Annotated in this window: 8 protein-coding genes; 1 reads left to right on the forward strand and 7 read right to left on the reverse strand. The window is 47.4% G+C overall.

The features are described from left to right. Positions 1–34: 34 nt before the first annotated feature. From B2M23_RS00245 to serC, 7 genes are all read right to left on the reverse strand, one after another. Positions 35–1,723: a putative ABC transporter permease subunit gene (locus B2M23_RS00245; RefSeq protein WP_038350814.1), complete on the reverse strand. Its 1,689-nt coding sequence runs from the start codon at positions 1,721–1,723 to the stop codon at positions 35–37. Then, positions 1,720–2,445: an ABC transporter ATP-binding protein gene (locus B2M23_RS00250; RefSeq protein WP_038350815.1), complete on the reverse strand. Its 726-nt coding sequence runs from the start codon at positions 2,443–2,445 to the stop codon at positions 1,720–1,722. The genes B2M23_RS00245 and B2M23_RS00250 overlap by 4 nt, the downstream gene beginning before the upstream one ends. 134 nt (positions 2,446–2,579) lie before the next feature. Then, the gene (locus B2M23_RS00255; RefSeq protein WP_038350816.1) at positions 2,580–3,953 is read right to left on the reverse strand and encodes a uracil-xanthine permease family protein; all 1,374 of its coding nucleotides are present in this window, start codon (positions 3,951–3,953) and stop codon (positions 2,580–2,582) included. Between the two features lie 142 nt (positions 3,954–4,095). After that, on the reverse strand, positions 4,096–5,301 hold the full coding sequence (locus B2M23_RS00260) for a dicarboxylate/amino acid:cation symporter (protein ID WP_038350817.1): 1,206 nt from the start codon (positions 5,299–5,301) through the stop codon (positions 4,096–4,098). Positions 5,302–5,331: 30 nt separating this feature from the next. Continuing rightward, entirely contained in the window at positions 5,332–6,573 is a 1,242-nt protein-coding gene (locus B2M23_RS00265) for a DUF1015 domain-containing protein (RefSeq protein ID WP_038350818.1), read from the reverse strand. A gap of 18 nt (positions 6,574–6,591) precedes the next feature. Beyond that, positions 6,592–7,761, reverse strand: a complete 1,170-nt coding sequence (locus B2M23_RS00270; RefSeq protein WP_038350819.1) for a phosphoglycerate dehydrogenase — start codon at positions 7,759–7,761, stop codon at positions 6,592–6,594. Positions 7,762–7,897: 136 nt separating this feature from the next. Then, positions 7,898–8,986, reverse strand: a complete 1,089-nt coding sequence (gene serC / locus B2M23_RS00275; protein ID WP_038350820.1) for a 3-phosphoserine/phosphohydroxythreonine transaminase — start codon at positions 8,984–8,986, stop codon at positions 7,898–7,900. A gap of 412 nt (positions 8,987–9,398) precedes the next feature. On the opposite strand from serC, the gene B2M23_RS00280 reads away from it, so the two are divergent. Beyond that, the gene (locus B2M23_RS00280; RefSeq protein WP_038350821.1) at positions 9,399–12,617 is read left to right on the forward strand and encodes a leucine-rich repeat domain-containing protein; all 3,219 of its coding nucleotides are present in this window, start codon (positions 9,399–9,401) and stop codon (positions 12,615–12,617) included. Positions 12,618–12,676: the final 59 nt, after the last annotated feature.

Raw genomic sequence — 12,676 nt, forward strand, 5'->3', positions numbered from 1 at the left:
TGACATCCGCCAGGCTCTTTTTTAATGCCGGTTGTTATTCCACATCCATCATCTGCATCCGTTCTTCCAGATGCTTTTTAACCACCATCAACAGCAAAACGCTGATGACAATGGAGACAACAGCGAAAAAGCTGTACCCGAAGACCGGCGCGATGAAAAATCCTGTTGCGGCGGAGATCCCCACTACCAGAAGCATGTAGACCCAGCCCACCATCATGGCAATCATGACATTCATGTTGTTCTTGACTGCCTTCTGCGGATTGTCCCAGTTAAGCAGCGGGCGCATCATATCCACAATCAGGCCAAAGGCCAGCAGCGGGAAGGAGCCAATGGTGCCAAGCACCAGCGAAATGATCACGGTCCCAAGGGTCAGCGGCGCGATGAACGCCAGCAGAATGAGCGTAAAAACAATGCCCAGCAGCTGAATGCACAGGGCGCTCAGGCCACGCCCGATCATCTGATCCAGCGGGCGCACTGGCACGATACAGGTCAGCCAGATGTTTTTGCCTTCCCGGGAAAAGGTTGAGGCCGTGGTGCAGGCCACGCTTCCGAAAAACATGAAAACAATGACCAAAATCAGGTTCATGGCATCGGGCATCGCCTTATAAAAATCTGACGCAAGGGTCATAATGTCCATACCTCCGGATTTTCCGAAAAACATGGACATCAGAAACACCAAGGGCACTACCACCACAATCGATACATTGTTAAAAAAGTAGATCGGCGTCCTCAGCAGGAGGCGCATATCCATTTTAAACACTGCCAGCGCCGGAGCGGAGCGGTGAGACAGGGATTTTTGGAGCTTCGTGGCAGACAGGGCTTTTTTTCCCTTGCCGCTTTCCTTGCCAGAGATCAGCCCCTTTACATAGACCCTTTCCCCCACAAAAACCATCAGGGCAAAGGCCGCCGCGGTGAGAATAAGCAGCCCCAGCAGGCTGAGCATCCCTGTCAGGGTAATGCGGTTGAGGCTCTGGGCCACCAGCAGGCTGACCGGATACATTCGGGTAATCGTCTTAAGCAGATAACCGTTGTCTGCGAGCATGCTGCTGACCATCGTCATGGGGTCATCGCTGCCGCCGGCCATGCTCGACAGGTACATCTGCAGACCTAAGAAAAAGGCCAGCACCGCAAACAGGGCGACGATCTGGAAAACATCCTTCTTTCCCTTAAAGCTGTTGCTGCGCATCAGCAGCATAATCAGCAGGGTTTCAAGCGCCAGAGGCAGCACCGGCAATATGACAATAACGATCAGCGCCATAATGTAATAGAGGATGCCCATTCCCTGCCCCATGCCGTAAATAACAGCCGGAGGCAGCATAAGCGCCGCGGACAGCAGCACCTCCATAAAAATGATGCTGCCGAATTTACCGATGATAATATTTCTTGGCTTAATGGGCAGGGGCAAAAGCATTTCGACGCCGCCGGAAAAGTAAAACTCTGCCATAATATAGGCGAGGCCAAAGAAAATGATCACCACTGAAATCATGGTATAGGCCATGGGCAGAAGCACAGATTCCTGACCGATGGCTGCCATGCCCGTATACATCATAGCCATATATGCCACGTACAGGCCATAGAGCGGCAGCATAGCTACCAGCACCAGGGCAGGCAGCCCAACCTGCTTAAAAAAGGCCTTTTTATTGTTTTTACGGTTATACTGGATCAGAGACAATCCCAGGTTGGTATTGATAAAGAGCTTGGTTAAGCTGATAATTTCTTTCATTTTTCCGTCAACTCCAGGAAGATATTTTCTAAGGATTCCTTACTGCCCACCTTTGCCCGGATTTCATCCATGGTGCCGATTTCGATAATCTGTCCTTTGTTGATAATAGCGATCCGGTCACAGAGCTTTTCGGCGACATCCAGCACATGGGTGGAAAAAAACACTGATTTTCCACGGTCGCACATTTCCCGCATAATTTTCTTTAGCTCAAAGGAGGCTTTGGGGTCCAGGCCCACCATGGGCTCATCGAGTACAAAAAGATTTGGGTCGTGGATTAAAGCCCCGATCAGGGCAATTTTCTGCTTCATCCCATGAGAATAAGAACTGATGGGATCCCCCACTGCCTTGTCAAGCTCAAAAATTTTCAGATATTTTTCCGCACGTGCTGCCCGGTCTGCCTCCGCCACCTGATAAACGTCGGCCATAAAGTTCAGGTACTCGATCCCCTTGATCTTTTCAAAAAGCTCAGGATTATCCGGCACATAGCTGAACTGCTGCTTGGCGCCCATGATAGCCTGGCTGTTGTCCACACCGTTGATAAATATCCGTCCACTGTCTGGCTTAAGCAGGGTAACAATCATTTTAATGGTCGTGGTCTTGCCCGCGCCGTTTGGTCCCACAAATCCGAAAATCTCACCTGGCCGCACCTCAAAGTGAATATCGTCAACGGCCTTTACTTTTTTGTCGCCGTAGGTTTTTGAAACATTTTCGATCTTTAACATTTAGGTCACTCCTTTTGATTTGTTACCCCTATTATAATCGCTACCCATTTGGTTAGCTTTTATAAAGTTTAAAGAAATGATAAAGATTAAAAAAATCCCCTGTCTTATCTCAGACAAAGGGATTTTCAGTGTTACTATTCTGCAACCGCTTCGGGATTTTCTTTGCTTTTTTCCGCTGCTGGCGCCTTAACCTCCATATCCTTTGGCAACACCAGGTTCAGGATAATGGCTACTACAAAGACAATGGCCACACAATTATTCGCAAAAACCTGCTGAACCATCTGAGGAAAGATCGTGAAAATTTCAGGAACCTCAGTAAAGCCGATTCCAACGCTCAGTGAAAGAGCCACAATGATGGTATTGCGCTGGTTGAAGCCACAGCGGGTGATCATCTGGATACCGCTGACAACAATGGTGCCAAACATCATGATGGTGCAGCCTCCCAGCACCGCCTCGGGCAGTGTCGCGAAAAGCTTTCCGACCACTGGTACAAGCCCGGCCAGAATCATGACACAGGCGCCGGTCATAATGGTAAAGCGGTTGACCACCTTCGTCATGGCAATAAGGCCGACATTCTGGCTGAAAGAAGTAATGGGCATACAGCCAAACAAAGAGGAGATGGCGCTCATATAACCATCGCAGGCCAGCGAACCTGAGATTTCCCGGTCTGTCACATCTCTGCCCAGGCCAGTCACAGTCATGGCAGAGGTATCCCCAATGGTCTCAGTGGCTGAGACCAGAAAGATCAGGGTCACAGCAATGATGGCGCCCAGATTAAACTCTGGAACAAAGGGCATAAACTGCGGCAGGGCGATCACACCCACACTGTTCATATCTGAAAAATCCACAGCTCCCATAAAAATCGCGAGAATATATCCGACCATCAGACCAAACAGCACAGAGAGCTGCTTCCAGTAGGACTTTGCAAAAATATTAAACAGCAGACAGCACACCAGTGTCACGCTTCCCAAAATCAGATTCTGAGCCGAGCCAAAGGTTTCACTGCCGCTGCCGCCCCCAAAGGAGGTTGCGCCCACAATCAACAGGGAAAATCCGATAGAGGTGACCACACAGGCCGCCACAATGGGCGAGATAATCCTCCGCCAGTATTTGGCGAAAAGTCCCAGCGTCCCCTCGATGAGCCCGCCGACAAGCACCGCGCCCATGGCGGCCGCGTAGCCGTAGGTGGCAGAGACATAGCTCAAGATAGTGACAAAGGTAAAGCTGATCCCCATGACAATGGGAAGACGGGCTCCCAGCTTCCACAGAGGATAAAGCTGTACCAGCGTCCCAATCCCGGCGATGAACATGGCGTTCTGTACCAGCATGGCCTTCTGATCCTCGCTGAGACCAGCGACATTGGCCACGATGAGGATCGGGGCAATATTGGCCACAAACATGGCCAGCACATGCTGCACGCCAAAGGGAATGGCCTTTGAGACCGGTACACGGCCGTCAAGCTTGAAAATATTGCTGACGCTGGCCGTTACATTTTCTTTTTCCTTCATTTCATTTCTCCTTGTAATTTCTCGGTAACTTAGTAAGTATATCCGATATGACTGTCTGTTTCAAGAAAATCTTAAGACGGCTTTTCTAAATATTTAAAAACCCCGCGGGATCGCAAACGGCGAACTCGCGGGGTCTTGCTTATCAGGCTTCTGCCTGCTTTTCACTATGCTTCTGGTCCACGGCGTCCACCACAATGGCGATGGTCTGGTCACCCATAATATTCGTCGCTGTCCCAAAGCTATCCTGGGAAAAATGCAGTGATATAATGAGGGACTGCATGCTTTCGGTAAAGCCGAGCATAGAGCCGATAATACCAATAGCCGCCATAACACCACCGCCCGGAACCCCCGGAGCAGCCACCATGGTAACGCCCAGCATCAGGATAAACGGCAGGTAAAGGCCAAAATCCGGCGACATTCCGCTTGCCAGCATAATTCCCATGGTTCCAAGCACCAGGCAGACGGTATCACCGGCCAAATGGATAGTCGCGCACAGAGGAATGCAGAAATCTGCCACGTCCTTCGTAATTTTGTTTCTATAGGCACATTCCAGATTAACCGGAATGGTCGCCGCTGACGATTGAGTCCCCAGTGCGGTAAAATAAGCTGGAATCATATTTTTAATCTTCCTGAACTGATTTTCTCTTGTTAAAAGCGATGCGATGCCAAACTGAACAAGGAGATAAACCCACTGAAAAGCAAGGATCATGACAAAGAGCATGACGAACATCTTAATGGTAGAAAAAAGCTCTCCCGACGCGGCAATACCGGCAAACTGCGTAGCGATATAAACCGGGATCAGCGGGATAATGATCTTTTTCAGCGTGAGTGTAATAATCTGCTGTAAATCCTTCAGACAGCCCAGCAGGCGTTCACCCTTAATATTTGCAAGGCCGATCCCCAGCACAAAAGCCAGGATCAAAGCGGTCATGACGCCAAATACTGGATCGACGCTGATGGTAAACAGTGGTGAAAAGGCCGTTCCACTGGTATTCATACTGCTGATGGGGCTGATCCACTGCGGGAGTACAGCGTATCCAAAAAAATACGCCAGCAGGCCCGCAAGCACCGTAGAGCAGTAAGCCAAAAGCAGCGTAACAAGAAAAAGTTTATTGGCCTTCTGGCCAAGATCCGCCAGACCGACTGCCACAAAGGAGACAATTAAAAGCGGGATCAAAAATTGTAAAAAAGTGCTGAACAGCGAGGTGAACGTCGCTGAGATTTCGATGACCAGGCGAAAGGCCGGGGCATCGCTTACGTTAAAAAGATTGCCGAGGGAACCGACCAGTATCCCGATCAGAATCCCCAGCAAGAGCTTCGGCAAAATGCCTAAATTGATTTTCCCCATAATGGCCCTGAACCTCCTCAAGCGCTTCACTTAATCCAGGTTATGGATGAAGAGCCCGCTTCGGAGTTTAGGTTCAAACCAGGTGGATTTTGGCGGCATGAGCAGATCAGCGTCTGCGATGGCCATCAGCTCGGAAATCGCGGTAGGATACATTGAAAAAGCCACCTTCATGTCCTCGCCGGCACGGCGCTCAAGCTCGCCAAGGCCCCGGATGCCGCCGACAAAGTCAATACGCTTATCGGTACGGATATCCTCAATGCCTAAAATGGGTACCAGAATATTGTTCTGCAGGATCGCCACATCCAGGCTGCCCACCGGATCGTCGGCGGCATAAGTGCCTTCCTTGGCGGTCAGCAGATACCATTTGCCCTCCAGGAACATCCCAAAGGTGCCCTTTGCAGGCGGGTGGACAGGCTCTGTACCCTTTTCTTCCACGTCAAACTGATTTTCCAACGCTTCGATGAACGCATCTGCGGTCAAGCCGTTCAGATCCTTTACCACACGGTTATAGTCCATAATGGCAAGCTGTTCATCCGGGAAAAGTACAGACAGGAAGTAATTAAATTCTTCATCTCCGGTATAATCCGGGTGCTCCTCGCGGCGCATAAGGCCTACCTTAACGGCAGAAGCGCAGCGGTGATGTCCGTCGGCAATGTAAAAATTACCGACTTTTTTGAAATTCTCGACCAGACGGCCAATGGTTTCTTCGTTGTCAATGACCCAGACACGGTGGATAACGCCATCGTCGGCTGTAAAGTTAACTACCGGTTTGTTTTTCATGGTTTCGGCAATAATGTTGTTGATATCCTCCTGTCCGCGGTAGGTCAGGAAGATAGGGCCCGTGTTGGCGTTGCAGGCATCCACATGCTTAATACGGTCCTGCTCTTTATCCTCACGGGTAAGCTCGTGTTTTTTAATGGTGTTGTCCAGATACTCGTCGATGGCCGTACAGGTGACCAGGCCTACCTGGCTTCTGCCGTCCATAACAAGCTCATAAAGATAAAGGCTCGGCGTTTCATCCTGAGCGATGACCCTGCGGTCATACAGCTTCTGAAGGTTCTTGGCTGCCTGCTCATACACAAAGGGATCGTACATATTCATGCGGTGATCCAGGGTGCTCTCCGGACGATCGACTCTCAGAAAAGAGTCATACTTGCCGTAAACGGCAGCAGCCGCTTCCTCACGATTATAGACATCGTAAGGAAGGGCTGCCACATCAGCGGCTTTTTCCGGAACAGGACGAACGGCTTTAAAGGGTCTGATAGTTGCCATATCGCGTTCTCCTTATCCTTATTTTAAAACACGGACGCGGGTGACGCCTTCAATGGTTTTTAACGCTTCTTTCACGTTATCGCCCACTTCACTGTCGACGTCGATCATGGTATACGCCCATTCACCTCGGTTTTTGTTGGTCATGTCAGAGATATTGATGTTGTGTCCCGCGAGCACAGCAGTGATCTGACCGATCATGTTCGGAATGTTTCGGTGATTGACGGTGATGCGGTGTACGCTGTTGCATACACCCATGCTGCAATTCGGATAGTTTACAGAGTTTACAATGTTACCATTTTCGAGGTATTCGCGCAGTTCTTCTACAGCCATAACTGCACAGTTTTCTTCACTTTCCGGTGTGGAGGCACCGAGATGGGGAATGTTGATCACATTCGGCATCTTTAAAGTTTCTTCATTTGGGAAATCCACAACATATGCGGCAACGGTTCCGTCTTCAAGAGCAGTCTTGATGGCTGCATCGTCGACCAGACCGCCGCGGGCAAAGTTCATGAGACGCAGGCCTTTTTTCGTTTCCTTTAAAATGTCTGCATCCACAAAGTTCTTGGTTTCTTCCATGAAGGGTATATGTAAGGAAATATAGTCGCAATTTTTGAAGATTGCTTCCTTGCTTGTGGACCGTTTTACTTTTCTGCTTAATCCCCAAGCATGTTCAATGGATAAGTAGGGGTCGAAGCCGTAGACCTTCATACCAAAATCTACTGCCATGTTTGCTACCAGTACCCCGATAGCGCCAAGGCCGACAACGCCCATTTTTTTACCGTACAATTCCGGCCCGACAAAGGCCTTCTTTCCCTTTTCTACAGCTGCTCCGACATCGCCGGTTTCATCCAGCAGTGTTTTCGTCCATTCGACGCCGTCCATCACCTTACGGGAGGACATCAGCATCCCCAGCGCCACCAGCTCTTTAACCGCATTGGCGTTGGCTCCCGGAGAATTACAGACCACGATCCCCTGTTCAGAGCATTTATCGATTGGGATATTATTTACACCCGCGCCTGCGCGGCCGATAAACTTAACGCTCTCGGGAATGTCCATATCGTGCATTTTTGCACTTCTCACGAGAATGGCATCAGGTGCTTCTACAGCATCTGCAACAGTGTAGTTTTCGTCTAATAACTTAAGACCTCTTTTAGAGATATTATTGAGGGTTTGTACTTCAAAATTCATTTGTAATTACCTTTCAATTCAGCTGCAGCAAATCCTGGCCTACTTCGACACTACCCAGGCTTTACTACACGCAGTATTTGGTGCGCCTGCAATACGGACGCCGGTGCTCAACGTGCTGTCAATGAATGTTTTTTATTTATTTGTTTTCTGTTTCAAACTTCTTCATAAAGTTGATGAGTGCGTCTACGCCTGCCATTGGCATTGCGTTGTAAATGCTGGCACGCATACCGCCGACAGTGCGGTGGCCCTTCAGGTTTTCAAGGCCTGCTGCTTTGGCTTCCTTAACAAATTTCGCGTCCAGCTCTTCGTTTCCGGTTACAAAAGGCACATTCATTAAAGAGCGGTCTTCTGGAACAACGGTTCCCTTGAACATGGCGCTGTTATCCAGGAAATCATACAATTTCGCAGATTTTTCTTTGTTAAAGGCTTCCATGGCTGCAACACCGCCCTGTGCTTTTACCCAGTCGTAAACGAGCTTGCAGATATAAATGCCATAGCACGGCGGGGTATTGTAGCAGGAGTCTGCATCCACGTGTGTCTGATAATTCAACATGGTCGGTGTCATGTCCATAGCATGTCCAACAAGGTCTTTACGGATAATTACCGCGACCACGCCGGCCGGTCCCATGTTTTTCTGAGCACCTGCAAAGATCAGTCCGAACTTGGATACATCGTATACTTCAGACAAAATATTGGAAGACATGTCTGCGATCAACGGCACATCGCCTGTTTCCGGCAGATTGTCTGGTCTGAAGCGCGTTCCGTAAATGGTGTTGTTGACACAGATATAAAAGTAATCCGCATCTTTTCTGAAGGTTGCGGCATCCAGCTTGGGGATGTAAGAAAAAGTCTTATCCGCAGAGGATGCAACGGCCTGAGCGTCACCATAACGTCCGGCTTCCTGGAAAGCTTTTTTAGCCCAGTTACCAGTGATCACAAAGTCAGCCTTGCCAGTCTTTGTCATCAGGTTTAACGGGATCATGGCGAACTGTGTAGAACCGCCGCCCTGTAAGAACAGGATGTCATAATTGTCCGGCACGCCCATTAATTCCTTGTACAACGCCTTAGCGTCAGCCAAAATTTCAGAAAATGCAGCAGAACGATGGCTCATTTCCATGACAGACATTCCGGTTCCACCATAGTTGAGCATTTCTGCTGCGGCTTTTTCAAGCACTTCTACCGGCAAAGCAGATGGACCGGCAGAAAAATTGTAAACTCTTTCCACTATAAATTCCTCCTAAAAATTTGGTATGATTTCTGCATCATTTTAGGTGCATTGTCTAATTATAAATTAACCGCTCCCCTTTTTCAAGATAAAGTAACCAATATTCCTGTTAAATCCGCATTAAAACCTTTGCAGTTTTTTTCAGACTTAATCCTCTGTTAAACGCAAAAGGATCGGTGCACTTCTGTGCCAGTCTCTGACAGCAAACATAATTTTTTCAAGAGAATTTGTTCTTTTTCAGCAAAAAAAGAAACATTACCATCATTTTGCCGTTCTTTTGTGGCACTTCATATGTTGTAATCATATATAAATAAATTTCATTCTTTTGCCAAGTGCTCTTCTTATGCTTATATGCTCAGGGAGGAGGGAAAAGTACAGTATTTGGCATTGCTAAAAATTAAGGAGAAAACAGATGAAAAAAAGAAAAAAATTAAGCGCACGTATTCTGTCGCTTTTGCTGATGGTGGCTTTGATGTGTTCTATGCTGCCTGCAGGTGTCTTTGCAGCCGGAAACACCGCTGTCGTTGATCCTGTCGGCACAGTAGCCGAAAACGCTGAAAATATCCAGGATAAAAATGACCCTGTACTCCTGGACAATACTGCCGTTACATCCAATGACAAACTTACAGAGGATGCTGAGTCCAAAAATCCTACCATCCCCGACAATTCAGTGATTCCATCAGACTCCGAGGCTAAAGCTTCTGCAGAAAATTCTACTCCATCTGAAGATACCGCCTCTGTCACCAATCCTGATTATTCCTATGACGAAAAAGGCAATCTCATTATCAACACAGACAAAGGTACTGCTGAATGGCGAAATGACAAAACGATTGATAAAGAACAGGTTGTGTCGGTCATTATCGAGGAAGAAGTCAATAGTATCAGCGACGGAGCTTTTAAGGGCTGCACCAATTTGACTGGCGTAATTTTAAGAGACGAAAAGACGCCACCCGCATTGGGCGTCAATGTTTTTGAAGGAATGCCCTTATGGTTCTCAATTATTGTACCTACAGATACAAGCATTGACATTTACAAAAACGCCGATGGATGGAAAGACTATGCATCACATATTGTTTATAACCGCGGTGGATGGTCCTTTGAAAAAGAAACAGGGACACTTTATATTTATATCAACAAAGCCTTTACAGACTGGAAAGCAAATGTAAGCATCAACCCAAAGGAAGTCAGGAATTTAGTGATAAGAAACACCGCAAACAATATCCCTGATGACGCTTTCAGTAATTGCGTAAATCTTGAGAAGGTCACCGTTCTGTCTTTCCTTCAAAGTATAGGCGAATCCGCTTTCGAGGGCTGTTTCAGCCTGACTGATTTCAAAATGCCGGAAAGTGTTGCGACCATCGGCGACAAGGCCTTTAAGGATACCAAGATATCCAATATCGAGATTCCTGCAAAAGCAGAAATCGGCGAAAGCGCCTTTGAAAACTGTACTAAGCTGAGCGAAATTATCCTTCCCGCTGGAATCAGCAAAATCAGCACTTCAACTTTTAAAGGCTGTACCGGATTAAACTTTGCGATGATCCCACACACCGTCTCTTCCATCGGTGATGAAGCTTTCTCAGGCTGTAGTGCCCTTGAGGTTATTTGGGTTAATACTCAAACCCCCGCCAGTCTGGGGATTAATGCTTTTGACGGATTACCAGAAAAAAAAGCCCGTATTATGGTGCCTAAAGAGGCCGTCGATAAATATAAAGATCTTTGGCCCGACTACAAAGAGATTATTTGCGCTTTTGACACAGGCTACACTTTTGAAAACGGAACCCTTACAGTCACTGCAAATGCCGGTACTGTCTTATGGCGTACCGATGAATCCATCGGAGAAGAAAATGTCCAGAAGATCATTATTCAGGACACTGTTGACACCATCATAGCAGGCGCCTTTCAATCCTGTAAAAACCTGACAGAGGTCGAGTTGTCCAATAAAGTGACAACCATCGGTGAGAAAGCCTTTCGGCGTTGTGTAAACCTAATGTCTGTCCGGCTTCCAAACAGCGTGACAAGAATTGAGTCAGAAGCCTTCTCATCCTGCGATAATCTGGTATCTATCAATATACCCGAGGGGCTCACCACCATTGAAAAAGAAACCTTTTATGGCTGCGACAACCTCGCATCCATTGACATCCCCTTCAGTGTCGTAACAATTGGAGACTCCGCCTTTGAATTCTGCGTATCCTTAACCGAAATAAGTATTCCTGAAAATGTAAAAAATATTGATGCCGAAGCCTTTAAGCACTGCCGGGCACTCAAGAATGTTGATCTGCCCAATGGGCTCAAAACCCTTGGTGTCATGGCCTTTGCCTATAACACCAGCCTGGACTCTATTCTGATTCCAGAACAGATAACACATATTGAAAAATATACTTTCCTTGGCTGTACTGCTCTGGACTTTGTGTCCATCCCATCCTCAGTCACTTCGATCGGAACAAGTGCTTTCGGCGACACCAATAGCCTCAAAACTGTTTTGGTCACCAGAAATATCCCTGCAACTATGCAGGATTCCGCCTTCGGCATGAGCCTTCCTGAGGGGGCTGAAATTTTTGTCCCCACCAGTTCCGTTGAAGCCTATAAAAAAGCTAACTATTGGATGAATTACGCAGCAAATATTACTGGTTTTGAAAACGGCTATGAGTTTGATCAGGAATCTGGTAAACTGACAATCAAAACAGAGCTGGGCGCAGTTCTGTGGAAAGAAAATGGAAATAATATCAAGCCCGAAGACATTCAGCATCTTGTCATTTTAGATACAGTCCAAACCATTCCTGAGGAAGCTTTTGATGGCTGTACAAATCTAAAAACAGCAGAAATTGCCAATAGTGTCACAACTATCGACAGCCATGCCTTTTCAGGATGTACTAGTCTGACTGCCATCAACCTGCCTGTAAACCTCGAGACCATTGGCTGGGGTGCTTTTTCTGATTGCAACAACAGCGCACTAACTGAAATCATTATCCCGGCAAATGTAAAAACTATCGGAAATTACGTTTTTCTTGGCTGCACGAACGTTAAAACCTTTGTGGTTAAAGGTGAAACTCCTGCAAAACTAGGTGGCAGAGCCTTTGATGTAGATAGAACAGACTTTACTATTCTTGTACCAACTGGCAAGCTCGCTACTTATCAAACAGCCTGGAGTGTTTACGCCGATCAGATAAAGGCTGTAGAAGAAAAAGTTGCTTTCCTGAATCTGAGCGCTAACGGGGCTTCTGGTACAGCAACTACCACCGAATTGACCCTGTCCTTTGACAAAGACATTCAAGCATTGACTGAAAGTGACATCACCCTGATCGGTGCAGCTAAAGGCACTCTGGAAAAAGGCAGCAAAACTGGCGAATACAAACTGTCTATCTCCGGCATTACCGTTAAAAACGGAGACACCGTCACCGTAAAGGTAGACAAAGCTAAAGAAGGCTATCTGATTGAACCAGGCAGCAGAAATGCTTCAGTATCTGTCAAACAGCCTGCACCAGGCCCAACGCCATCCCCAAATCCAAATAACGGCGGTGGCAATGTGAAAACCGGCGTAACCGATACTCAGACCGGCGCTGCATGTGCAGCAGTTTTTCTGGGCATTGCCGGCTTAGCTGCTCTGGGCTTTAAACGTAGATTTAATAAATAGATTCTTTTATAACCAATTTAAAAAGACCAGCGCAGTCCTGCGCCGGTCTTTTTACTTTC

The organism is Eubacterium limosum (genome assembly GCF_000807675.2).
GTDB classification, from domain to species: domain Bacteria; phylum Bacillota; class Clostridia; order Eubacteriales; family Eubacteriaceae; genus Eubacterium; species Eubacterium limosum.

Excerpts from the sequence above, each read along its gene's own strand:
- B2M23_RS00245 (WP_038350814.1), bottom strand. The coding sequence starts at position 1,723 with ATGAAAGAAATTATCAGCTTAACCAAGCTCTTTATCAATACCAACCTG.
- B2M23_RS00250 (WP_038350815.1), bottom strand. The coding sequence starts at position 2,445 with ATGTTAAAGATCGAAAATGTTTCAAAAACCTACGGCGACAAAAAAGTA.
- B2M23_RS00255 (WP_038350816.1), bottom strand. The coding sequence starts at position 3,953 with ATGAAGGAAAAAGAAAATGTAACGGCCAGCGTCAGCAATATTTTCAAG.
- B2M23_RS00260 (WP_038350817.1), bottom strand. The coding sequence starts at position 5,301 with ATGGGGAAAATCAATTTAGGCATTTTGCCGAAGCTCTTGCTGGGGATT.
- B2M23_RS00265 (WP_038350818.1), bottom strand. The coding sequence starts at position 6,573 with ATGGCAACTATCAGACCCTTTAAAGCCGTTCGTCCTGTTCCGGAAAAA.
- B2M23_RS00270 (WP_038350819.1), bottom strand. The coding sequence starts at position 7,761 with ATGAATTTTGAAGTACAAACCCTCAATAATATCTCTAAAAGAGGTCTT.
- B2M23_RS00280 (WP_038350821.1), top strand. The coding sequence starts at position 9,399 with ATGAAAAAAAGAAAAAAATTAAGCGCACGTATTCTGTCGCTTTTGCTG.